Origin of the sequence: Halopiger xanaduensis SH-6 (genome assembly GCF_000217715.1) — an archaeon.
GTDB classification, from domain to species: domain Archaea; phylum Halobacteriota; class Halobacteria; order Halobacteriales; family Natrialbaceae; genus Halopiger; species Halopiger xanaduensis.
Genome location: NC_015666.1, coordinates 3,316,196 through 3,338,291, shown reverse-complemented (window position 1 = coordinate 3,338,291; position 22,096 = coordinate 3,316,196). Strand labels below are relative to the sequence as shown.

18 protein-coding genes are annotated in these 22,096 nt (G+C 67.9%); 7 read left to right on the top strand and 11 right to left on the bottom strand.

Going from position 1 to position 22,096, the window contains the following annotated elements; all coding sequences use genetic code 11:
• Nucleotides 1–97 precede the first annotated feature (97 nt).
• The 3 genes from HALXA_RS16200 to HALXA_RS21520 all read left to right on the top strand — a co-directional run bounded on the left by HALXA_RS16200 (nucleotide 98) and on the right by HALXA_RS21520 (nucleotide 3,586).
• Nucleotides 98–658, top strand: coding sequence for a LutC/YkgG family protein (locus HALXA_RS16200; protein ID WP_013881474.1), 561 nt, complete (start codon nucleotides 98–100; stop codon nucleotides 656–658).
• A complete protein-coding gene (locus tag HALXA_RS16195) occupies nucleotides 648–2,912 on the top strand; it encodes an LUD domain-containing protein (RefSeq protein WP_013881473.1) in 2,265 nt (754 codons plus the stop codon). Before HALXA_RS16200 ends, HALXA_RS16195 begins: the two co-directional genes overlap by 11 nt.
• Before the next feature lie 395 nt (nucleotides 2,913–3,307).
• Nucleotides 3,308–3,586, top strand: a complete 279-nt coding sequence (locus HALXA_RS21520) for a ubiquitin-like small modifier protein 1 (protein WP_013881472.1) — start codon at nucleotides 3,308–3,310, stop codon at nucleotides 3,584–3,586.
• A 628-nt stretch (nucleotides 3,587–4,214) separates the two neighbouring features.
• Here the strand turns inward: HALXA_RS21520 and HALXA_RS16185 are convergent.
• Nucleotides 4,215–6,599 (bottom strand): ATP-binding protein, encoded by a 2,385-nt coding sequence (locus HALXA_RS16185; protein ID WP_013881471.1) that lies wholly within the window; start codon nucleotides 6,597–6,599, stop codon nucleotides 4,215–4,217.
• Nucleotides 6,600–6,738: 139 nt separating this feature from the next.
• The gene (locus tag HALXA_RS16180) at nucleotides 6,739–7,713 is read right to left on the bottom strand and encodes a sugar phosphate nucleotidyltransferase (RefSeq protein WP_013881470.1); all 975 of its coding nucleotides are present in this window, start codon (nucleotides 7,711–7,713) and stop codon (nucleotides 6,739–6,741) included.
• 125 nt (nucleotides 7,714–7,838) lie between these two features.
• Between HALXA_RS16180 and HALXA_RS16175 the strand changes: the two genes are divergently transcribed.
• Nucleotides 7,839–8,135: a transcriptional regulator gene (locus HALXA_RS16175; protein WP_013881469.1), complete on the top strand. Its 297-nt coding sequence runs from the start codon at nucleotides 7,839–7,841 to the stop codon at nucleotides 8,133–8,135.
• A 175-nt stretch (nucleotides 8,136–8,310) separates the two neighbouring features.
• Nucleotides 8,311–8,673, top strand: coding sequence for a DUF7344 domain-containing protein (locus HALXA_RS16170; protein ID WP_013881468.1), 363 nt, complete (start codon nucleotides 8,311–8,313; stop codon nucleotides 8,671–8,673).
• Nucleotides 8,674–8,735: 62 nt separating this feature from the next.
• On the opposite strand, the gene HALXA_RS16165 is transcribed toward HALXA_RS16170, so the two are convergent.
• On the bottom strand, nucleotides 8,736–9,209 hold the full coding sequence (locus tag HALXA_RS16165; protein WP_013881467.1) for a Rieske (2Fe-2S) protein: 474 nt from the start codon (nucleotides 9,207–9,209) through the stop codon (nucleotides 8,736–8,738).
• A 91-nt stretch (nucleotides 9,210–9,300) separates the two neighbouring features.
• On the opposite strand from HALXA_RS16165, the gene HALXA_RS16160 reads away from it, so the two are divergent.
• A complete protein-coding gene (locus HALXA_RS16160) occupies nucleotides 9,301–10,440 on the top strand; it encodes a saccharopine dehydrogenase family protein (RefSeq protein ID WP_013881466.1) in 1,140 nt (379 codons plus the stop codon).
• 65 nt (nucleotides 10,441–10,505) lie between these two features.
• On the opposite strand, the gene HALXA_RS16155 is transcribed toward HALXA_RS16160, so the two are convergent.
• The 6 genes from HALXA_RS16155 to HALXA_RS16130 form a co-directional block, all read right to left on the bottom strand.
• The gene (locus HALXA_RS16155; RefSeq protein WP_013881465.1) at nucleotides 10,506–11,687 is read right to left on the bottom strand and encodes a class I SAM-dependent methyltransferase; all 1,182 of its coding nucleotides are present in this window, start codon (nucleotides 11,685–11,687) and stop codon (nucleotides 10,506–10,508) included.
• A gap of 133 nt (nucleotides 11,688–11,820) precedes the next feature.
• On the bottom strand, nucleotides 11,821–12,708 hold the full coding sequence (locus tag HALXA_RS16150) for an aminotransferase class IV (protein WP_013881464.1): 888 nt from the start codon (nucleotides 12,706–12,708) through the stop codon (nucleotides 11,821–11,823).
• Nucleotides 12,709–12,710: 2 nt separating this feature from the next.
• Nucleotides 12,711–13,409, bottom strand: coding sequence for an anthranilate synthase component II (locus tag HALXA_RS16145; protein ID WP_013881463.1), 699 nt, complete (start codon nucleotides 13,407–13,409; stop codon nucleotides 12,711–12,713).
• Nucleotides 13,402–15,057, bottom strand: coding sequence for an aminodeoxychorismate synthase, component I (gene pabB, locus HALXA_RS16140; protein ID WP_013881462.1), 1,656 nt, complete (start codon nucleotides 15,055–15,057; stop codon nucleotides 13,402–13,404). Before pabB ends, HALXA_RS16145 begins: the two co-directional genes overlap by 8 nt.
• Before the next feature lie 188 nt (nucleotides 15,058–15,245).
• Complete coding sequence (locus tag HALXA_RS16135; RefSeq protein WP_013881461.1) at nucleotides 15,246–16,010, bottom strand: helix-hairpin-helix domain-containing protein; 765 nt, start codon at nucleotides 16,008–16,010, stop codon at nucleotides 15,246–15,248.
• A gap of 79 nt (nucleotides 16,011–16,089) precedes the next feature.
• Nucleotides 16,090–16,899 (bottom strand): shikimate dehydrogenase, encoded by an 810-nt coding sequence (locus HALXA_RS16130; RefSeq protein WP_049895491.1) that lies wholly within the window; start codon nucleotides 16,897–16,899, stop codon nucleotides 16,090–16,092.
• 154 nt (nucleotides 16,900–17,053) lie between these two features.
• On the opposite strand from HALXA_RS16130, the gene HALXA_RS16125 reads away from it, so the two are divergent.
• Nucleotides 17,054–17,998, top strand: coding sequence for a calcium/sodium antiporter (locus HALXA_RS16125; protein WP_013881459.1), 945 nt, complete (start codon nucleotides 17,054–17,056; stop codon nucleotides 17,996–17,998).
• A 43-nt stretch (nucleotides 17,999–18,041) separates the two neighbouring features.
• On the opposite strand, the gene HALXA_RS16120 is transcribed toward HALXA_RS16125, so the two are convergent.
• Nucleotides 18,042–19,517 carry a DUF7344 domain-containing protein gene (locus tag HALXA_RS16120; RefSeq protein WP_013881458.1) on the bottom strand — a complete coding sequence of 492 codons (1,476 nt, stop codon included), beginning with the start codon at nucleotides 19,515–19,517 and terminating at the stop codon, nucleotides 18,042–18,044.
• Between the two features lie 98 nt (nucleotides 19,518–19,615).
• A complete protein-coding gene (locus HALXA_RS16115; RefSeq protein WP_013881457.1) occupies nucleotides 19,616–22,087 on the bottom strand; it encodes a PAS domain S-box protein in 2,472 nt (823 codons plus the stop codon).
• Nucleotides 22,088–22,096: the final 9 nt, after the last annotated feature.

Below are 22,096 nucleotides of genomic sequence, written 5' to 3'. Positions count from 1 at the left end.
AGGCGTACCGGATCCGGTGCGGGGCAACCGAGACGTGTCCGTCCCCCGCAAGTAATGATAAGACCCAAATCACCGGCCTTCGTTACCTATCCTCAAGATGGTAACGCAACTCGAGACGTTCGAAACGAATCTCGGGACCGTTCGGACGGACGTGACCCGAGCCACCCCCTCGACGTTCGAGGCGGCGATCGCCGACGCGATCGTCGAACCGGCCGTCGGCACCCCGCTCCCCTTCGAGGAAGTCTCGCTCGCGAGTACGGACGTCGTCCGCGATCCGACGCCGGCCCAACTGCGCGACGCGGCCTGCGGCGTCACCGCCGCGGCGATCGGCGTCGCCGACTACGGCTCGGTCGTCCTCGAGGCGACGCCCGACGGCGCCGAGTTCGCGAGCTTGTTCCCGGATCGCCACGTCGTCGTGCTCCGCGAGCGGGATATCGTCTCCGACATGGCGGCGGCGTTCGAGCGCCTCGGCGACCGGTTCCGCGACGGACGCGACGACGCCGTGATCGCGACCGGTCCGAGCGCGACGGCCGACATGGGCGAACTCGTCCACGGCGTCCACGGGCCGCGCGAAACGCACGCGATCATCCTCGAGAGCGAGGGCGAAGAACAGCGCGAACGCGACAGCGAGACCCGAGGCGAGAACAATGTCCAGTGACCGAGCGGCGAAGGCCGACCGAATCCGCCACCTGCTGGCCACCGAGGGCGACAGCGTCGGGGAGAACGCCCGAGGCTTCAACGCCGGCCGCTACGAATCGGTCGAACGGCTCGAGGACTACGAGGCCTACAAAGACCGAGCGCGGGCGATCAAGGAGGACGCGATCGAGCGCCTACCCGAGCTGATCGAGCAGGTCCGCGAGACCGTCGAGGAAAACGGCGGCACCGTCTACGTCGCCGACGACGCGGCCGACGCGAACCGCTACGTCCGGGAGGTCGTCCGCGATAACGACGCCGAGACGGTCGTCAAGTCCAAGTCGATGACGACCGAGGAGATCGACCTCAACGAGCACCTCGAGGCCGAGGGCAGCGAGGTCTGGGAGACCGACCTCGGCGAGTTCGTCCTGCAGGTCGCCGACGAGGCGCCCAGCCACATCGTCGCGCCGGCGATCCACCGCTCGCGCGAGGACATCGCCCGCCTCTTCAACGAACACTTCGACCTGGACGAGGACCTCGAGACGGCACAGGAACTGACCGAGTTCGCCCGGGAGTATCTGGGCGAGCGCATCGACGAAGCGGACGTCGGGATCACCGGTGCGAACTTCGTCACCGCGGACACGGGGACGATGGCGCTGGTCACCAGCGAGGGCAACGCCCGCAAGAGCGTCGCCGTGCCGGACACCCACGTCGCCGTCGCCGGCGTCGAGAAAATTATCCCGACGTTCGAGGACCTCCAGCCGTTCGTCGAACTCATCGGGCGGTCGGGGACGGGCCAGGATATCACCTCCTACGTCTCGCTGTTCTCGCCGCCGGTGGGGACGCCGACGATCGATTTCGACTCGGACGAGCCGATCGTCGACGCCGGTGCCGAGGACCGGGAGTTCCACCTCGTCCTCCTCGATAACGGCCGGATGGACATGCGCGAGGACGACCAGCTTCGGGAGACGCTGTACTGCATCCGGTGTTCGGCCTGTGCAAACTCGTGTGCGAACTTCCAGTCGGTCGGCGGCCACGCCTTCGGCGGCGAGACCTACTCGGGCGGCATCGCGACCGGCTGGGAGGCCGGCGTCCACGGGCAGGACTCCGCGGCCGAGTTCAACGACCTCTGTACCGGCTGCTCGCGGTGCGTCAACCAGTGTCCGGTAAAGATCGACATTCCGTGGATCAACACCGTCGTCCGCGACCGCATCAACCGCGAAGACGACGACGGCCAGTTCGACTTCCTCGTCGAAGGGCTCACCCCCGACGAGGAACCGGCCGGACTCGACCTCCAGAAGCGGTTCTTCGGCAATTTCTCGACGCTCGCGAAGCTCGGCTCTGCGACCGCACCCGTCTCGAACTGGCTGGCAGATACCCCGCCCTCGAGGCTGCTCATGGAGCGGACCCTCGGCATCGATCGGCGCCGCGAACTGCCCGCGTTCGAGCGCGAAACCTTCGTCGAGTGGTTCCGCAACCGCGACGAGCCGCGGCCCACCAACGCGGACCATCACGTCGTCGTCTACCCCGATCTCTACACCAACCACGTGCGAACGGAGCGCGGGAAGGCCGCCGTCCGCACGCTCGAGGCGCTGGGCGTCGCGGTCGAGGTTCCCGAGGTGGCCGCGTCGGGTCGCGCCCCGCTCTCGCAGGGGATGGTCGCCACCGCTGAGGACCACGCCCGCGACGTGGCCGCCGACCTCGAGCCCTACCTCGAGGCGGGCTACGACGTCGTCGTCGTCGAACCCAGCGACCTCGCGATGTTCCAGCGCGAGTACGAGAAACTGCTCGACCCGGCGCAGTACGAATCGCTCGCGGACCGCAGCTACGAGGTCTTCGAGTACGTCTACGGCCTGCTCGAGAACGGCGCCGATCCGGCGCCGCTGGGCAGCGCGGACGGCGGAGCCGGCGAGGTGACGGCCGACGGTGGGGCCGCAACCGCCGACGTCGCCTACCACTCCCACTGCCAGCAGCGCACCCTCGAGCTCGAGCCGTACACGACGGCCGTCCTCGAGCGGCTCGGCTACGACGTCGTCACCTCCGACGTCGAGTGCTGCGGGATGGCCGGCAGCTTCGGCTACAAACGGGAATACTACGACCTGAGCATGGACGTCGGCGACCGGCTCCGCGAGCAGTTCGAGGCCCCCGACGCCGCGGACCGGACGGTCGTCGCCAGCGGCACCTCGTGTCTCGAGCAACTGGATTCGCTGTTGACCCGTCGCCCGCGGCATCCGATCTCGCTCGTCGATCCGGGACGGTCGACGGGGCAGCCGGACTGACCTCGAGCCGACGACGGCGCGTGGGGCTTTCGGGGGCGACCGATTCGTTCGGAGAAACAAACGTGCGTCGACCGTGAGCGGTGTTACCAGACGCAACAGCTTTTACCGATGCCGTCGTGGGTCCAGTCGCCAGCGCATTCCACAGACCTGCACCCACCGATCCGATTCGGATGCCTGGCGCGACGTACCGCGATCGGTTCGGCGATCCTGCACCCCGTCGAGCCGTCGCGCGCGGACGTGCGTCACCGGGACTCGATCGCGAACCGCGACGCCCACCGTCTGCTGGCAGCAGCACGGCGTCGGGTCGCGATTCACTCCCGTCTCGCGACTCGAGCGCGATAACCTGTCCCCAGCAACTGCTTTCAAGCGTTTCGTCACCGTACCACCGGTCACCGATGCGCGTCACGTGCGAACTCTACGGCCCCTTTCGCGACCCCGTCGGGACGAAGTCGCTCGAGCGAGAGGTCGCGGCCGACGCGACCGTCCGCGACGTATTCGCCGCCCTCGCGGACGACTATCCTGCGCTCGGGGACGACCTCTTCGACGACGGTACGTTCGCCGATTCGGTCATCGTTCTGCGAAACGACCGGAACGTGGCCCACCAGTGCGGGGCCGAAACGCCGGTCGCGGACGGCGACGTGTTGAGCGCAGCGCCGGCAGTTGAAGGCGGCTGACGCCGCTTCTTCCTTCGGTCCGACGCGTCGTGATCCGCGAGCGACCTGCAGCTTCCACCGCTTCAATTGACCCCGTTAGTGTTTCAGTAGTGTCTGAATAGATATGGTTCCCCCTTCAACTCAGTTTCCAAATATTTCAATTAGATGTATTGTTACTCGAAAAGTGATATCGCCGCTATCCGAGTCGGAACTGCAACGCTGTAGAACCGTACCCGAATTAGCGGTTGGAGGGGGACTAAACCGCATCAAGAACCAGATACAGATGTTGCTTCCCGATTCCGCTCGCCGGGTCACTGTTCGATCCCGCGAACTGGCGATCGACTCTCGAACCGAGAGAGATCCCGCTCTTTTCGGAACGAATCCCTGCGTTTCAACTGTCTGTGAGCGGCGACCGCTGCGATTCCCTTCCGTTCCCAGACAGCGGTTCGGAATAGTTCTGCCTACGATCATATCTTATCTCGTAGTAATATAATATTTAGATAGTTGTTCAGCGTAGAGACTGCTGAATTCGACTAGTGGACACTCGAGCCCGGTAGCCCCCGTACCGTTCCCGTCGCGAACGTGAGTCGCTGCGACGCGAAAACGAGTCCAGCCGTTACGTCGTCGCTCGAGGCGAGCGTGCTACCAGTCACTCGGCCGCGGTGAGACCGGTGATCTCGAACCGGGTCCCCCCGCCAGTTCCTTCGGTCACCGCGATTTCCCAATCGTGGGCCGCGACGATCTCGTGGACGATCGACAGGCCGAACCCGGTTCCGTCCGCCGACGTCGAGTAGCCGCTCTCGAAGATCCGCGCTCGGTCGTCGTCGGGAATTCCGGGGCCGTCGTCCTCGACGTAAAAGCCGGCTTCGTCCTCGAGATCGCCGACCGTTACCGTCACGCCGTCGCCGCCGTGTTCGACCGCGTTGCGAAAGAGGTTCTCGAGGAGTTGCTCGAGTCGCGAGCGATCCGCGCGAATCCGACGGTCGACGCGCGTCACGAGCGTCGCCTCGGCCGTCGCGACGCTTCGCCAGCAGGTCTCGCTGAGCGCCGCGAGGTCGACCGGTTCGGGGTCGTCGATCCGCTCGCCGTCGCGTGCGAGGGTCAGGAGTTCTTCGATCAGACCGTTCATCCGCTCGAGCGCCCAGCGCGCGTCGTCGAGGTGGTCGTCGGCAGTATTGTCGCCGTCGTATCCGTCGTCGTCGTTGGCGATCTCACGCGCCAGTTCCAGACTGCCCTCGGCGACCTGCAACGGATTCCGGAGATCGTGCGAGACGATGCTCGCGAACCGCTCGAGTCGCTCGTTTTGGGCCTCGAGTTCGGCCGTCCGGTCCCGAAGCAGCGATTCCCGATCGACGCGCTCGAGCGCGGTCGTCAGCGTCGAGGCCAGAATGTCGGTGAGTTTCGCGTCCGTCTGGCTGAACGCCCTCGGCGTCGTCGACGTGACGACGAAGACGCCGTAGTCGGCGATCGGATGTAGGATCGCGCTCCTCGCAGGGGTTTCGTCGACGAATTCCGGGTACTCGTTAGTGTCGTGGACGTAGGCCGGTTCGCCGTCGTCGAAGACCTCCCAGACGGACGCCGTCACCGGATCCGCCGTCTCCGACCGGACGTACTCGGGCGTCGAGTCGAAGACCTCGTGGACGGTGTCGGTCGTCGCGACCGGCTCGAGGCGCTGCTGTCCGTCTCGCTCGACGAACCCGTGAAACGTCGAGAGATCCGCCCCCAGAATCTCGCGGGCGGCGGTAACCGCGACGTCGGCCGTCGCGTCGACGCTCGAGGTGTTCATCAGCGTCTGCGTCCGCTCCTGCAGGAGCTCGAGTTTCCGGGCGTGGGCCGTCCGGTCGAGCGCGCTCGTGACGTTCGCCGCCAGGAGCTTCGCGAAGGTAACGTCGGCGTCGTCGAAGGCGTCGCACTCGGTCGAGGACGCGATGAAGACGCCGTGCTCGTCGAGCGGCAGGAGGATCTCGCTCCGGATCGGCGTGTCGGGGTTGAGCACGCCCTCGGCCTCGCGAACGTCGCCGTAGACCTTCGCCTCCCCGCGCTGGAACGTCTCCCAGGCGAGCCCGTCGGTGAGGACGGGCGGCTCGCCGAGCAACTCGCGACTCGAGTTCGAGACGCTGATCGGCACGAGGCCGTCGACGGCCTCGTCGTAGCGGTGGATGCCGTTGAGCGGGAACTCGAGGATATCGTCCGCCGCGTCGGTGGCGAGCGTCGCGATCTCCTCGACGGTCGTCGCCTCGATCAGGTCCCGCGTCGCCGCGTGCAGCCGCGTGAGTTTCCGTTCGCGCGCCTCCCGATCGCTGACGTCCCGAACCGTACAGATGAGTTCGCTGTTCTCGGTCGTCGACACGACGTGGTCCTCGAGAAACGTGGTGCCGTCGGCGCGGCGGCCGGTCGTGCGCCCGTGCCAGTAGCCCTCGGCCTCGACGGCGGGGACGAGCTCCGACCGTACGAACTCGACCTCCGAGTCGGGGTACAGCAGTTCCCAGTGCTCGCCGAGCAACTCCTCGGGATCGTAGCCGTACAGCCCGGCGTAGGCGTCGTTGACGTACTGGAAGCGGCCGTCGGCGCCGACGATGCTGATCCCCTCCTGTGCGGTTTCGATCGCAGTGTGGTGCCGTCGGCGCTGTCGCCGGGTTCGAGACGCCTCGACCGCGTCGACGATTCGGTCGGCCAAGGCGGCGTACTGCTCAGTACCCGTCCCCTTCCGGAGGTAATCCGTCACGCCCGCCGAGATGGCATCGCTGGCGACCGCCTCGGAGCCGCCGGCCGTAAACAGGATAAACGGCAGGTCGGGATACTCCCCGCGAACGGCCTCGAGGAATTCGATCCCGTCCGTGTCGGGCAGCTCGTAGTCGCTGACGATGCAGTCGACGTCGGCAGTGAGTCGATCCAGCGCTGCGCCGGCGCTGGTCGCGGTCGCGACCGATAACCGGTCGTCGCGCCGCTCGAGGAACGTCGCGACGAGCGACCTGAGATCGGGATCGTCGTCGACGTATAAGACCGATAGTTCGTCCCCACCCCTGATCGGCATACTCCGATATACGAGTCCGTACCCGTGGCTCTTTCGAAAGCTGCGACTACCGCCAGTTGTCAGTTATCAGTTGTCGGTTGTCAGCTCGCCGGACGGAGACGACGACTGCGCGAGAACGCGGTGGTGAAACTGGTTGTGGTTACTCCGACGACCCGTTCGTAATCGTCGTGTGGGCGCCGATGAGTGCCCCCGCCAGATCCAACTCCTCGATGTGGGTCCCCTCGTCGATGATCGACCGGCGGATGTCCCCGTTCCGGACCGTCGCCTCGGGGAAGATGACCGCGTGGTCGAGGTTCGTCTCCTCGAGCGTGACGTCGGCCATCACGTGGACGTTGTCGCCGATCGTCACGTTCTCGAGCGTCGCCGAGTCGGCGACCAGCGAATTGCCGTCCAAGTGCCAGGCGACGGCGTCGAGGTAGCTCTCGGGCGTGCCGATGTCGAACCACGCGCCCTCGAAGGTGAAGGCGTAGGTGGGCTCGCGGTTCTGGAGCCACTGGACGAACCAGCCGGGCTCGTCGGGGTTGTTCCCCTCCTCGAGGTAGGTCGGCAGCAGCGACAGCGAATCCTGCGGGAACGCGTAGCAGGCGATCGAGACCAGCGTGCTGTTTGGATCCTCGGGTTTCTCCTGAAAGTCGACGACGCGGTCTCCCTCGAGTTCGACGAGGCCGTAGGATTTAGCCTTCTCGCGGGAGCCGACGTCGTAGGCGGCCAGCGTCGGGGCGTCGTTCTCCTGAAAGTAGTCGAGGAAGTCCGCGACGTCGAAACTGATCAGATTGTCGCCGGCGATGACGAGCAGGTCGTCGTCGACGTTCTCGCGGTCGATCAGCTGTGCGAGCGCGCCGACGACGCCGAACTTCTCGTCCTCGTCGGTCGTGTCTTCGACGGAGAGCCGGGGCTTCTCGAACTCGCTGTCGGCGAGGTGGGCCTCGAAGTCGGCGGCGAACCGCTCGTTGGTGCTGACGTAGACCTCGTCGATCCGCTCGTCCGCCTCGAGTTCGGTGAAGATGCGATCGATGACCGTCGAATCACCGATCGGGAGGAACATCTTGGGCCGATGTTTGGTGATCGGCCACATCCGAGTCGCGTATCCGCCAGCAAGGACGACGGCCTTCATGTTGGGCCGTTCGTCGGGTGACGGTAAGTTACTTGCCCTTTATTGAATGAGGGGTGAGAACGTACCACAAATGTGGGCGGCCGGGGGAGCGAAACCGTAAAAGACCGCGGCCCGTCAGTCGACGTATGCGCGAAGCCGACGAAACGACGCGACGGCGCCTCGCCGACGCCCTCCGGGCCGAGCCGGCGACCCCGAGCGAACTTGCGGCGGCGTTCGATCTGACGCCCAATGCGGTGCTCCGACACGTCGAACACGTCTCCCGGACGATCGACGGCCGGGACGACGAGCAGTTTCTCGTCGCCCCGCCGGAGTGCCGGGACTGCGGCTTCGCCGACTTCGACGACCTGCTTAACCGCCCCTCTCGGTGTCCCTCCTGTAAGAGCGAGTCGATCGCAGAACCGACGTTTACCATCGACGACTGACTGTCACGATCGCCTGACAGCGACGCCCCGTTTCGACACGCCTATTTAGCCGCGAGGCGAGAAACCGACACGTACCCTCGAGCGAACGACGATCGACGGTCCCCTCCGTTCGTCGTCCCCGCTTGCCATCGGCCGTCGATACGCGACGCCTTGGACTCGAGGGACCAGGATACGTATGACAGCTACATCCAATTCAGCGCTCGACCGGCCGGAGTTCGTGCTCGCGGTGCTCGAGTGGCTCGACGGTCGCGAGGTTCCCGCGGACGTGATCAGCGATGCCTTCACGTTACTCGCCAACGAGCGGCGGCGGCTACTCCTCGCGGTCATGACGAGCTACGGAGAGGCGATCACGCTCCCTGACGCCGCCGAGGAGGTCGCCGTCCGCGAGACCGGGCGAGCAGTCACGGAGCTGTCGGGCGAACAGGTAGCGAACGTCTACCTCTCGCTGTACCACGATCACCTCCCGCGACTGGTCGACGCCGGCCTCCTCGAGTACGATCAGGAGCGGGATCTGGTCTCGCCGGCGCCGCTCCAGTAGCCCCCTCCCCGCCGCTTTCTCCAGTCTCTCGAAAACATCGCCCCGCTCGAACCCGCAGCCGCTCAGAACTCGACGTTCGACGTCGAGGTCAGATCGTCGTCGTCCTCGATCGGCCCCGGGCCGACGAACGCGTATTCCTCGTCCGTCAGGTAGACGGCTCCGTCGGCGACGGTCACCTCGAGTTCGGTCAGCGTCGCGCCCTCGCAGGGGCCGTACGTGCAGTAGCCCGAGTCGGCCTCGAAGTAGGCGCCGTGGTTCTCGCAGACGATCTCGCCGTTTCGCATCGCCGCGCCCGAGCCCTTGTCCAGTTTGATGTGGGTGAAGTGCTGGCAGTAGTTGAGCCAGCAGGAGACGCTCGCGGCGCCGGCGTCGTCAGCTTCACCGTCGTCCGTCTCGCCAGTCTCGTCGATTTCGCCGACCTCGTCGGCGACGAGAATTGCCTCCTTTCGGTCACCCGCTTCGTCGGCGACTCGGAACAGGTAGCTCGAGTCCGTCGGCACGTCCGCGAGGGCTACGATACGCGATTCGGCGTCCATTGCTGGCGCCTTTCCGTTCGTGAGTCGTGAACGTTACGACTGCAGCGAACGTCTGACGCAGTTTTAACACCCCGAGCGGTCAACGGAGCCCATGGATTCCCTTCTCATCTACGGCGCGTACGGCGACACGGGACGGCTGATCGCCCGCGAGGCCGTCGCTCGAGGAGGGTCACCGACCGTCGCCGGACGAGACCGCCGCGCCGTCGCGCGGCTGGCCGACCGACTCGGCGTCGACGGCCGCGCGTTCGCCCTCGAAGACGGGTCGCTGGCCGCCCGCCTCGAGGGGTTCGACGCCGTCCTCAACTGCGCGGGGCCGTTCGTCGAGACGGTCGATCCGCTGCTCGAGGCCTGCCTCGAGTCGGGGACGGACTACCTCGACATCACCGGCGAGGTCGCGGTCTTCGAACGCCTGCGCCAGCGCGACGCGACCGCGCGCGAGGCGGGAATCACGATGCTTCCGGGCGTCGGCTTCGACGTCGTTCCCTCGGACTGTCTGGCCGCCTTTCTCCACGCCCAACTCCCGTCGGCCGACGAACTCGCGCTCGGGATCAAGGGAACCGGATCGCTCTCGCGAGGGACTGCCCGGACGATCGTCGAGCAACTCGGTAGTGGCGGCGTCGTCCGCCGAAACGGGCGGCTCGTGAAGGTGCCGACGGCGTTTCGCAACCGCGAGATCGACTTTGGGGAGGGTCCGGAACACGCCGTCACGATCCCGTGGGGGGACGTCGTCACCGCGGCCCACACCACGGGCATCGAGACGATCGAGGTCTACGCCGCCGCGCCGCCGTGGGCCGATCGGCTCCTGTCGGCCGTCGACTCGGTCGGCTGGCTGCTCGAGCGCCGGGCCGTCGAACGCGGCCTGAAGCGGCTCGTCGACGCTCGCGTCGACGGCCTCGAAAACCGGAACGCAGCCGACGGCCACGCCGTCGTCTGGGGCGAAGTCACCGACGACGCTGGACGGCGCGCCCGCGCCAGACTGCGGACGCCCGACCCGTACGCGCTGACCGCCGAGTCCGCGGTGATCGCAGCCCAGCGCGTGCTCGAGGATCGAGGGCGAGCGGGCGGCGGTTCGGTTCCGGACGGCTTCCAGACGCCGGCGTCGGCGTTCGGTTCGGACTTCGCGCTGGCACTGTCGGGGACGGACCGGGCGTTGATCGACGCGCCGGCGACGTCCGACGGGGCGAACCGCGCGGACGGGTCGGCGCGGTCGGCCCTCGAGTCGAACGACTAACGCTGTTTGTCGCGGGAAATGACGGTCGCCGGCGGCGTACGTAAGCGGCGCTGCGTCTACGCCGCCTACGCCAGTATCGTTCGGAGTCGATCGACCAGTCGGTCGCGCTCCCGGTCGGAGATCGAGGCCTCGAAGGACGTCGACCGCAGGGCCGTCAGATCCGCCCCCGTCTCGAGCCTGCGTAGCGCTTCCGCAACGGCCTCGCGATCGCCGACCGAGGCGACGCGATTACGAGAGGTCCACAGATCGACGTTCCGACGCCGGGCGTCGCGACGGCTCACGCTCGGCAGTAGGTAGCCGTCACAGCCCTCGACGGGGGACAGAACGGCGCCGGCATCCGAGGCGGTCTCCTGTCGGACCTTCACCACTCGCCCGTCGGCGACGAACGTCTCCCACGCCGGTCCGCTGCTCGTCGACGGCGGGTCGGAAAGGGCATCGGGAGAAAGAGAAACGCCGTCGATGCGAACGAGATCCCCGCGGCGCCAATCGCGGACCACGGGAACTGCCTCCTCCCGGAGCACTTCCCGTTCGAACGGGGGCGTGCGGTACGTGATCGCCCCGTCGTCGACTGCGACCGATCCGAGTTGCTCGGCCGTCGCGAGCAATCGCTCGCGTTGCGCGCGGGCGGCCGGGCGGACCAGCGGCGGAAAGAGGACGAAGTAGATCCGGCCGCCCTGGGCGACGTTGGTTGCGGCGCGGTGCAGCCACGCCGCCGTATCGTCCGGATACCACGGCGGATCGAAGAACGCGACCGAGTGGGTCTCCTCGAGGGCGAGCCGCTCACCGATGTCTCGATTGGCGAACGTCAGGGTGTCGTACCGGGGAGCGAAGCGGGTTTCGATCAGTTCGTTTCGGTCGACCAGCGTGACGGGTACCCCTCGCTCCGCGAGGGTGAACGCGACCGTCGGGGCACCGAGACACAAAACGGGGCCGGCGGCGCTCTCGGCGACCGTTGTCGCGATGGCGGTCGTCGTCTCCGCCGTAAAGTACCACTCGAAGTCCAGCGGGTGGAGTTCCGGCTCGCGATTGCAAAGCGACCCAGGACGAGCAACCGGATTGCGACGCCCCTCCCGAAGCGACTCCGCGAGGCCGAGGGCCTCCAACCGATCGTACACGACCGTCGGAAACGCCCCCTGCGACCCTCGTATGACGTCCCTGATCGTCGCCGCCGTCGTCCCGGCGATGGTTCGAATGCGTTCGTCTAATCGGCGTTCGTACGTGCTCTCGAGATCGATATCGTCGGTCATCGTTCGATCGTCTGATCGATGGTGGACGTGCGGCGGTGCGAACCGATTGAGTATATGCCAATCCAGCACATAATTGTTGCTCCGGTGTCACGATCGGCAGCCGTCGACAATCGTCGGTCAGGACGCGACCGATCTACCGGTAACAGGCGTCCTCGATGCGCTCGTCGTACAACCTCGAGAGTCGCTCCGTCACCGGGCCGCCGCCGATTTCGCGGCCGTCCAGCGTCGCGACCGGTCGCAGCTCCCACGTCCGGTTCGTCAGAAACGCCTCGTCGGCTGCGAGCACGTCCTCGAGGTCGCACCGGTCCTCTCGAACTGAAATTCCTCCTTCGGCGGCCAACTCGAGGACGAGCGCGCGCGTGATGCCGGGCAACACCGGGCCGTCGGCCGTCGGCGTATGGAGCGTGCCGTCGCGGACGAAAAACAGGTTGCTCGTCGCTCCTTCGGCGACGTGTCCCTCGAGGTCGCGCATGAGCGCCTCATCGGCGGGTTCGTCGCGATTTCGAAGCTCCGCCCGGGCGAGAATCCCGTTCAGATAGTTGTGCGTCTTCGCGCCGGCCGGAATCGCCTCGTCGGGCATCCGTCTCGTCTCGACCGTGCGAACCGTCGCCGGCTCGTCCCAGACCCGCTCGCCCTCGAGACCGCCGCGGGGAAGCGGCTTAACGTAGACGACGACGGTCGGATCGACCTCGGGTTGGGGCGTCAGCTTCCCCGGCTGGACGCCGCGGGTGATCGACAAGCGGACGTAGGCGTCCGCGAGGTCGTTGGCTGCGAGCGTCGCGTCGATCCGCTCGCGGAGGTCGTCGGTCGAGAGGCCGTGCTCGAGCGACAGCGCCTCGCAGGTGCGCTCGAGGCGGTCGACGTGGCGGCCCCAGGCGAAGATCGTCCCGCCGTAGGCCCGCAGCGTCTCGAAGGCGGCGTCGCCGTACCGGAACCCGCGGTCGTCGACGCTGACGGTCGCTTCGCTGGCGGGCACGAGGTCGCCGTCGACGTGGTACAGGAGTTCGGTTTTCTCGGACATGCTTAGCGACGTTCAGCGGCGAGCCGACAGAAATTCTCGATCATCCGTTTCCCCGTGGCGAGCGAGATGCCGTCCCCGCTTGCGGCGTCCTCGTGGCGCCGCGTGAGGATGCTCTCGGGGTGGAACTGGACCCCGACGTGGGGTTTCTCGCGGTGGCGAACCGCCATCGACACGCCGCGCTCGTCGGTCGTTCGTGCCGTCTCCTCGAGCGCGTCCGGCAGGTCCGCCCGCTCGACCGCCAGCGAGTGGTAGCGCCCGACCTGGAACTCCGCGGGGAGTCCGTCGAAGATGCCGTCCCCGTCGTGGGTGACGGTCGAGGGCTTGCCGTGGACCACCTCCGGCGCGTGGACGACCGGCGCGCCGTTGGCCGCACACAGCGCCTGGTGGCCGAGACAGACCCCGAGGATCGGATACTCTGTTTCGGCGAACAGCGGAATCGAGATGCCAGCTTCCTCGGGCGTTCCCGGACCCGGCGAGACGACGATTCCCGTCGGATCCAGCTCGCGGACGCCCTCGAGGTCGATTTCGTCGTTGCGACGGACCACCACCTCGTCCGCGATTTCGCCGACGTCCCGCGGCGACGCCGCGGGGCCCGTCGAAGCAATCGCTTCGGCGACGTACTGCACGAGGTTGTACGCGAACGAATCGTAGTTGTCGACGACCAGAATCCGCGTCTCGGTCGCCGGCGTGCCGTCAGTCATCGGACGCACCTCCGGACGCGTCGCTCGAGTCGGCCGATCCGTCGGAATCTGCCTCGAGCGCCATCCCGGCCCGCTCGCCGAGCGCCTCGTCGACGGCGGCGATGAGCGCCCGCGCCTTGGCCAGCGTTTCGTCGTACTCCCGTTCGGGCTCGGAGTCGTGGACGATCCCCGCGCCCACGCGGAGGTGGTACTCGTCGGCGTGGCGGACCAAGGTCCGGATAACGATGTTCAGGGTCGCGCGGCCGTCGAAGCCGAAGACCCCGACGCTGCCCGTGTACGGGCCGCGCCGCGTCGCCTCGAGTTCGTCGATGATCGCCATCGTCCGCGGCTTGGGCGCGCCGGTGATCGTCCCGCCGGGGAAGACGGCCGCGACGGCGTCGGACAGCGTCGCGTCCGGCCGTAGCTGGCCGGTCACGTTCGAGACGAGGTGCATCACCTCGGCGTAGCGGTCGATCCGCCGATATTCGTCGACCGCGACGGAGCCGTACGCACAGACTTTTCCGAGATCGTTGCGCTCGAGGTCGACCAACATCGCGTGTTCGGCCCGCTCCTTCTCGTCGGCGAGGAGGTCGGCCTCGAGCCCGTCGTCTTCTGCGGGCGTCTCGCCGCGGGGTCGGGTGCCGGCGATCGGTTCGGTACGGACGAACTCCCGATCGCGTTCCAGCAGTAACTCGGGACTCGCGCTCACCAGATCCGCCGCTCGGAACTCGAGCAGGCACGAGTACGGCGCCGGATTCACCCGCCGCAGGGCGTCGTAGGCCGCGACCGGGTGGACCGCCGCGGGGGCGACCAGCCGCTGGGAGATGTTCGCCTGGAAGGTGTCGCCGTCCCGGATGTACGCCTTGACCCGCCGAACGCGGTCGGCGAAGGTCTCGCGGCCGCAGTCGCTCTCGAAGGTCGCGTCCGGCCGGTCGACCGGCGGCTCGCCGACGCTCGGATCGCCCTCGCGGACGGCTCGAGCGAGCTCGAGCGCGCGGTCGCGACCGCGCTCGTGGGCAGCCTCGATCGCGTCGTCGAGGTTCTCGTTTTCGTCCGGACGGAGATCGAACCGGGGACAGGCCGTAATGCGGAGGGTGACCGGCTCGTCCTCGCCGTCGTTTTTATTCCCGCCGACCGGCGCCTCCCACGCCGCCAAGCGGTCGTAGACGCCGACCTCGAGCCGCGGCAGTCCGCGATCGTCGACCGCCGACTCGGGCAACTCCTCGAGTTCCCGCGCGACGTCGTAGGAGAGCCAGCCGACGGCGCCGCAGGGATAGGGGACGTCGCAGTCGCCGCGAACGAGCCGGTCCCCCGCGAGGAGTCCCTCGAGCGCAGCCAGCGTCGGCGACTGGCCGTCTCGAGAGCGGGAGACCGCGTCCGCGGAACAGGTGAGCCGGTCGACCGGATCGACGCCGAAGTAGCCCCAGCCGGGCTGTCCGCCGGTCGTCTCGAGGAAGGCGCCGCCGTCGGGGCCGTCGCGCGCCCGGCGGTAGGCGAGAAACGGATCGGCGACGTCGACGCGAACTTCGACGGGAATTCGCAGTTGAGTGGGCGTTCCGGTGCGCGTCGTCGGTTCGAGCTCGTCGTCGCCGGACCGCGCTCGGTCCAGCCCCTCGCGAGCGGCCGCCCGAAACGAGTCGAGCGTCGTGACGACGCGCGGATCGCTCATACCCCTCGAGAGCAGGTGCGCGACTAATCTTCTTTCGGTCCCGCGGAGCACGGGACACGTCGGCGTCGGGAATCCTCGGTCGATCAGCCGTCTGGTCGCGATCGAAAGTGGCGCGCTCGTGGGACTCGAGTCGCGCGCAAGAGGGAGCAAAAGAGAACGAAACCGCCCGCGAACGGCCTGCCTGTGTCCTATCTGACTTCGGCGCGGTCGATCCAGCCCTGAATCCGCTTCTCGGAGATGTCGGTCTGTTCGGCCAGGTCGGCCGCGTCGGCGGCCGCGAGTTCGTCGACGGTCTCGACGCCGGCGTCGGCGAGCCGGTCGGCGTACGCGGGACCGATGCCCTTGATGACGTCGACGGATTCGGATTCGGTCGTTTCGTCGGCTTCCGGCTCAGGTTCAGGTTCAGGTTCGGATTCGGCTTCCGGTTCCGGCTCGTCCTCGCTCTCGGTCTCCGCCGACTCGTCGGTCGACTCGGCTTCCGGTTCGGCTTCCGCCTCGAGTGCGGACTCATCCTCGGCCTCGAGTTCGGGCTCTGCGTCCGGTTCCGCGGCCGCACCGTCGCCCTCGCTCACGTCGCGGTCCGGTTCCGCGTCTTCGATCGCGACTTCGGCCTCGTCGATCTCGGTCGTTTCGGGTTCGGCGTCGGCCTCGTCGGTCTCCGCCTCGGCGTCGGCCGTCTCCGCTTCGGTCGGCGCCGTGTCCGCGTCCGCGTCCGTCTCCGTTTCCTTCGGACCCGGCGATCCGGGCGGTTCGGGCGCTTTCTCCGACTCCTCGGCCGGCTCCGTCGGGGAGTCGGTCGACGCCGCGGCCTCGTCCGCCGGCGTCGATTCGGACCGGTCGCTCCCGCGCGATCCTTCGCGTTCGACCGTGACCCCGACCTCGCGGGAGCGTCGCGGCTCCGAGTCGGACTCGTCGAGTCCCAACAACGACTTCAGCTTTTCGAGGATTGCCATTATCCGAATATAGTCGTCTCTTTCACTTAAATTCGGCTGATACGATGCAGGAACTGCCAACGTCTCCGATCGAACGGCCTTAGAGCCGCGAGCGCAGCGCCTCGTTCATCGCGTCGACCGGCGCGTCCCACCCCGTCCAGCGTTCGAAGGCCTCGACACCCTGATAGAGGAGCATCCAGGCGCCGTCGACCGTCGTCGCGCCGACGTCGGCCGCGTCCCGCAGGAGCCGCGTCTCGAGCGGCCGGTACACCGCGTCCATCACGGTCAGCTCGCCGTGGAGCGCGTTGGCGGGAACCGGCGTCGCGTCCTCCTCCATGCCGACGCTCGTAGCGTTGACCAGCACGTCGGCGTCTGAGAGGAGTTCCTCGAGGTTCTCGAGGCCGTAGCCCGTCGCATCGGGGACCTCGTCTGCGAGATCGTGTGCCTTCGATTCAGTCCGGTTCGCGATATCGACGGTCGCACCGGCGTCCGCGAGTCCGAACGCGATCGCCCGTCCCGCGCCGCCGGCGCCGACGACGACCGCGCGGGCGTCCTCGAGCGAGAGCGTCGCGTCCGATTGCTCCCGCAGCGCGCGCAGGGCGCCGCCGGCGTCGGTGTTGTGGCCAGTGGGGTGATCGCCGGTGAAATCGATCGTGTTCACCGCGCCGATTCGGGCGGCCAGATCGTCGGGTTCGACGACCGCGAGCGCGTCCTGTTTGAACGGGATCGTCACGTTCAGGCCCGTCACGCCGAGCGCCGCGGCGCCCTCGATCGCGTCCTCGAGGTCGTCGGGGTCCGGTTCGAAGGTCACGTAGCGCGCGTCGATGTCCAGTTCGTCGTAAGCCGCCTCGTGCATCGGCGGCGACAGCGAGTGTCCGACGGGGTTGCCGAGCAGACCGAAGACGTCCATCGCCATGGGTGCAGGTCGGTTCGGCGGGGATATAATGGGTGGGACTTCGGCGCCGTGCTGCGGGCGCAGCCGGTCGCGGCTCGAGCGCGCCGACGCGGCGGTTCGGGTCTCCAGTTTCGGGTCGCTTATACGGCGTTCGGTACAACTCGCGGCCATGCTCTCCGGGACCTCGCTCGACGTCGTGCTGTTGGCCGCCGGCATCGTCGCGCTGTACGGCGGCGCCGAACTGCTCGTCGCCGGCGCCGGTCGGCTCGCGCTCGGGATCGGCCTCCGCGCGGCGACCGTCGGCGTCACCGTCATCGCGTTCGCCACGACCGCGCCCGAACTCTTCGTCTCGACCATCGGCGCGCTGAACGTCTCGAGCGATATCGGCCTCGGCACGATCGTCGGCTCGAACATCGCGAACATCGGGCTCGTACTCGGCGTCTCGGCGCTCATCAAACCGCTCTCGGTCACCGAAATCGTCGTCCGCCGGCACGTCCCCTTCATGGTCCTCGCGGCGATCCTGCTCGTCGCGCTCGGCGCGAACGGCACGATCGGCCGGCTCGAGGGTGCGATCTTCCTGCTCGTACTCGCCGGGTTCACCGCGTATCTCCTCTACTACGTCAACGCCGATCCCGCGCCGATAATGGACGATCCGGACGCGGGTGAGGGCGTCTCGATCAGAGACGTCGCGCTCGTGCTCGGCGGGTTACTCGTGCTCGTCGTCGGCTCGCGCTGGCTCATCACCGGCGGCACCGGCCTGCTGTCCGCGCTCGGCGTCTCGGAACTGGTGATCGGGCTGACGGTGCTCGCGCTCGGCACGTCGCTGCCGGAGCTGGCGGCGTCGGCCGTCGGCGCCGTCCGCGGCGAGACCGAGTTCGCCATCGGCAACGTCGTCGGCTCGAACATCTACAACATCCTCGCGGTCCTGGGGATCGTCGCGCTCATCACGCCGATCGAGATCACCGCGAGTACGCTCCGTTTCGAACTCCCGATCATGGTCGCGTTCACCGTCGTCCTGGTCGGGATGATGGGCTACGGCAGGAAACTCACGCGCCTCGACGGCGCGGCGCTGGTCGCCGGCTACGTCGTCTTCATCTACCTACTCGCGACCTGATCTCGGCCCACCGCGACGGCGGTCACGCATGACTCGGCCGCCATCACATCGGCAGCGGCGACGGTGTCCCGTCCGTTTCTTCGCTTTCGCGGCCCTCACGCGTCGACTCGAGGCGATCCAGCCGCGGCCCGAGGTGTTCGCGCACGAGCGCGGCCAGCGCGTTCTCCGGACCCTCGCCCGTGACCGCAGTCACGCGCGGCGTGTCGTCAGTCTCGCTCCCGTCGGCTCCGCCGTCCTCGATCGTCACGAGCATGACCCGCTCGCGGTCCGCGAAGACGACGCGGCCGTGGTGGACCCGGTCGACGGGGAAGTTGAGCCAGTCGAGTCGCGGTTCGCAGACCGTCGCGTCGGGGACCGCCGCGCGGACGGTGTCCCGAACCTGCGACGACCGCGAGCCGACGTAGACGTCGACGCCGCGTTCGGCGGCCGCGCGCCAGCGCTCGAGACACTGCCGTTGCAGGATGCCGTCGTCGGGGACCGTCACGAACAGTTCGTCCTCGGCGCCGGCGGCGATATCGTGGCCCCGTGCGACGATGTTTTCGGCGCCGTCGATCGCCCAGCACGAGGGCGTTCGGTCGGCGCTCGAGCCGTCCCGCTCGTCGTCGCCGTCCGACTCGCGGCCGGTTCCGACGTCGAACTCCCCGCGTACCCCGTCCGGCACCGACGACGCGTCCTCGGGTCGCCTCGAGCCGGCGTGCTCCGACGACGGTGACGCCGACGCGGTCTCGAGCCGGTCTGCGACGGGCGCAAGCGGACTCGCCGCCAGCCAGTCGGTGCGCCACTGTGGGGCGTCGGTCGCGAGCGCGGCGACCGCTTCGTCGCGGTCGTACGTGACGAGGCCCGCGTCGGCCAGCGCGGGCAGTCGATTGTGTGCGAGGTCGGTCCCAACATCCCGCACCTCCGATTCGGTGACGTCGACGAGACGCCGGTCGTCGTCCCCGTCGCCCTCCCGCGCCGCGACCAGCGCGGCGAGATCGTCGACCGGAACGGCGCCGCGGTGGCGGGCGAGCACCCGACAGACCGTCCGGCAGCGGGCCGACCGGAGCGCTTCGCAGGTCCGATCCAGCAGGTCGTCGTCGCCGGTGCCACCGTCGACTGGCGACTCGAGCAGGGTCCGAATCCAGTCGCCCTCGAGGAGCGGATGGGACGCGAGCGAAACTGTGGTCTCGTCACCGTTGCCAGCGCCGTCCGTGGCGACATCGCGCTCGACGAGGCCGGCGTCGGCGAGCTTCGGGAGGTGAACGTGAACCAACGAGACGTGGACGTGCGTACAGTGGTCGTCGGAGACGATCGGCTGACCGGCCTCGAGGGAGGCGATTTCGGTGGCGAGCGTCGCGAGCGACAGGGACGAGGGCGCCGATCCGGTGTCGGTCTCAGTTTCGGTCGCGGCCGACGATCCGGCTGCGGCCGATCGGTCGCGCCGCTCGAGGAGCACGGCGAGCAAACAGCGTCGGCGAACGGTGGCGAGAGCGTCGAAGGCGACGGCCGGAGTCGGTTCGTCGACGGGGGGAGAACTCATTGCCCGAGAGAAGCCGCGACGACGGGTAAGGGGTGTACCAGCGTTGTCTGGTACTACCCGGTGTTCCGACGGAGTAATAGGTTCGCGCCGGCGACGCGTTACAACGACGTCTCGAAGTAGTACTCGAGCAGTTTCGCCTGTGCAACCCGGAGGTGCTGGTGGAACGTCTGGCGGGCGATACCGAGCCGATCGGCGATCGCCGTGGCGTCGCTGTTTCGCGTCGGCCACTCGAAGTAGCCGCCGTAGTAGGCCGCCTCGAGCGCGGTGCGTTGCTTGTCGGTCAGCGCCGATTCGACCCGGTTTCGGAAGTCGCCCGGCGTCTCGACCGAGCCCTCGACGGTCCGCTTCGAGACCAGCGTCGTGTCGGGATACGCCGCCCGGATCGTATCGACGAGCTCGCGGACCGCCGCGTCCGGGCTGGCTTCGACGGTGACGGTCGCGCGGCCGCGATCGACGACTTTCGACCGGAGCCGCGCGCCGTAGCTCGCGAGCAGATCGACGAACGTCGAGTCGCGGATCGTGAGCTCCCACCGGCTCTCGTCGCCCTGCACGTCGATGTTCCGAAGTTCCTCGATCCCCGGTTGCTCGGCGGCGAGGTCGCGAAATCGATCGGGCCCGATCCCGGCAACCGTGACGTACTGGACGTACGCGCCGTCGGTGAGCGGCAGCACGTGATCGACGGCGAGCAGACAGTTAGCCCGCGCGCCGAGGTCGATGCAGGCGTCCCCGCGATCAGTCGACTCGAACTCGAGTTCGACGGCGGTGTCGCGGTAGAGGAGCCGACGGACGGTCATCGCGTTGACGGCGTGGCCGATCGTTCCCCCGAACTCCTGGAGCACCTCGCGCTCGCGATCCGCGAACGCGGTCGCTTCTTCGGCGGCGACGACGAGCACGCCGAACGAGCGGCCGCCCGCGACGATCGGGACGACCGCGACCGCGCCGTACTCGTGCTCGCGGGCGTCGCGGCGCCACGGTTCGAACTCGCTCTCGCGGAGGGATCGGTACCGCCGGACGGCGTCGGCCTCGAGGGAGGAGGCGTCCGATCGGTCGGCCGCCGCGGCCGGCGGGTCGACGTACGAGCCGATCACGCCGTCGATCTCGTCCGCGTCCCGCCCCGCCCAGGTTCGCGGTTCCCACTGTCGCCGCTCGGCCGTCGCGGCCGCGTCGAACCGCCCGACGACGGCGAACCGGTACGTGTCGGCGTCCGCGAACGCGTCGACGATCGCGCGCTCGATTTCCTCGCGCGTCTCGGCCGCCACCATCGTCTCGTCGACCGTTCGAACGACCACGTTGAGCCGCTCGAGGCGCTCGAGTTCCCGTTCGCGCGCCTTGCGGTCGCTAACGTCGCGGCCGATGCCGGTGAATCCCAGGACGTTGCCCTCGTCGTCGGTTATCCGGGCGCTGTTGAACTCGTAGGGGAGCCGCTTGCCCTCGCTCGTCAGGAGCCGCCCTTCGGCGGTGATGCGCGCCCCCTCAGTGAGAATTCGACGGACGGCGTCGCCGATCGCCTCGCGGTCTTCGGGTGCGATGAACTCGAGGGGGGACATCCCCTCGAGGTCGTCGGGGTCGTAGCCGGTGATCCGACGGAGTTGGTCGTTCCACTGGATCAGGTTTCGGTCGGTGTCGTACGCGTAGAGCAGGTCCGGCTGGGCTTCGAAGATGCTCTCGGTGAGTGCCTTCTCCTCGTGGAGTTCCCGCTCGCGCGCGTTGCGGTCGCTGATGTCGCGGCCGACGCCGGTAAACCCGACGACGGTGCCCTCGTCTTCGGTGATCTGCGCGCTGTTGAACTCGTAGGGGATCCGCTCGCCATCCTTCGTGAGCAGATCTGCCTCGACGGTGACCTGTTCGTCCTCCTCGAGAATCCGTTGGATCGAGTCGGCGATCCGGTCGCGATGCTCCGGCGCGATGAACTCGAGGGGGTCGAGTTCGGTCAGTTCGGAGTCGTCGTACCCCGTCACCTCCGGGACGCGGTCGTTCCAGTCGATGTAGTTCCCGTCGTCGTCGAACGCGTAGAGAATGTCGGGTTGGGCCGCGAAGACGCTCTCGAGGAACGCCGCCTCCTCGCGGCGCTCGAGTTCGCGCTCGTGTTCCTCGGTTCGGTCGTGGAGAAACCAGCCGTACCCCTGCACGTCGGCGTCCGGCACGGCGTCGGCGGCGTCGCCGATGCGGTGATCGGTGCCGTCGCTGTCGCCCCCGGCCGTCCAGATCGGCGCGATCACCTCCCTGACCCAACACCGATTGCCGTCGCTGCAAACGCGCCACCCTTCGTCCTCGGCTCGTCCCTCGATGCGCGCCCGCTTGAGGAGCGCGTCGGGACGATCGGCGGCTCGAGCCTCCTCCGGAAAGAACGCGCGGTAGCTGGTCCCCACGATCTCCGCTTCGTCGTATCCAAGGACGGCGTTCGCGTCGTCGTTCCACGCGGCGACGCGTCCGGCGGCGTCGAGCATCGCGACGGCGTGACCGCTCACGAGTGCCGTCAGATCCCGGGCATCGAGCGTAACGTCGGTCGGCGATGCGGTTTCATCCCCGTCGTTTGACCGGCCGTTTTGGCAAGAGGGTGGTTCAGCCATCGTGTGTCT

Excerpts from the sequence above, each read along its gene's own strand:
- HALXA_RS16200 (WP_013881474.1), top strand. The coding sequence starts at position 98 with ATGGTAACGCAACTCGAGACGTTCGAAACGAATCTCGGGACCGTTCGG.
- HALXA_RS16195 (WP_013881473.1), top strand. The coding sequence starts at position 648 with ATGTCCAGTGACCGAGCGGCGAAGGCCGACCGAATCCGCCACCTGCTG.
- HALXA_RS21520 (WP_013881472.1), top strand. The coding sequence starts at position 3,308 with ATGCGCGTCACGTGCGAACTCTACGGCCCCTTTCGCGACCCCGTCGGG.
- HALXA_RS16185 (WP_013881471.1), bottom strand. The coding sequence starts at position 6,599 with ATGCCGATCAGGGGTGGGGACGAACTATCGGTCTTATACGTCGACGAC.
- HALXA_RS16180 (WP_013881470.1), bottom strand. The coding sequence starts at position 7,713 with ATGAAGGCCGTCGTCCTTGCTGGCGGATACGCGACTCGGATGTGGCCG.
- HALXA_RS16175 (WP_013881469.1), top strand. The coding sequence starts at position 7,839 with ATGCGCGAAGCCGACGAAACGACGCGACGGCGCCTCGCCGACGCCCTC.
- HALXA_RS16170 (WP_013881468.1), top strand. The coding sequence starts at position 8,311 with ATGACAGCTACATCCAATTCAGCGCTCGACCGGCCGGAGTTCGTGCTC.
- HALXA_RS16165 (WP_013881467.1), bottom strand. The coding sequence starts at position 9,209 with ATGGACGCCGAATCGCGTATCGTAGCCCTCGCGGACGTGCCGACGGAC.
- HALXA_RS16160 (WP_013881466.1), top strand. The coding sequence starts at position 9,301 with ATGGATTCCCTTCTCATCTACGGCGCGTACGGCGACACGGGACGGCTG.
- HALXA_RS16155 (WP_013881465.1), bottom strand. The coding sequence starts at position 11,687 with ATGACCGACGATATCGATCTCGAGAGCACGTACGAACGCCGATTAGAC.
- HALXA_RS16150 (WP_013881464.1), bottom strand. The coding sequence starts at position 12,708 with ATGTCCGAGAAAACCGAACTCCTGTACCACGTCGACGGCGACCTCGTG.
- HALXA_RS16145 (WP_013881463.1), bottom strand. The coding sequence starts at position 13,409 with ATGACTGACGGCACGCCGGCGACCGAGACGCGGATTCTGGTCGTCGAC.
- pabB (WP_013881462.1), bottom strand. The coding sequence starts at position 15,057 with ATGAGCGATCCGCGCGTCGTCACGACGCTCGACTCGTTTCGGGCGGCC.
- HALXA_RS16135 (WP_013881461.1), bottom strand. The coding sequence starts at position 16,010 with ATGGCAATCCTCGAAAAGCTGAAGTCGTTGTTGGGACTCGACGAGTCC.
- HALXA_RS16130 (WP_049895491.1), bottom strand. The coding sequence starts at position 16,899 with ATGGACGTCTTCGGTCTGCTCGGCAACCCCGTCGGACACTCGCTGTCG.
- HALXA_RS16125 (WP_013881459.1), top strand. The coding sequence starts at position 17,054 with ATGCTCTCCGGGACCTCGCTCGACGTCGTGCTGTTGGCCGCCGGCATC.
- HALXA_RS16120 (WP_013881458.1), bottom strand. The coding sequence starts at position 19,517 with ATGAGTTCTCCCCCCGTCGACGAACCGACTCCGGCCGTCGCCTTCGAC.
- HALXA_RS16115 (WP_013881457.1), bottom strand. The coding sequence starts at position 22,087 with ATGGCTGAACCACCCTCTTGCCAAAACGGCCGGTCAAACGACGGGGAT.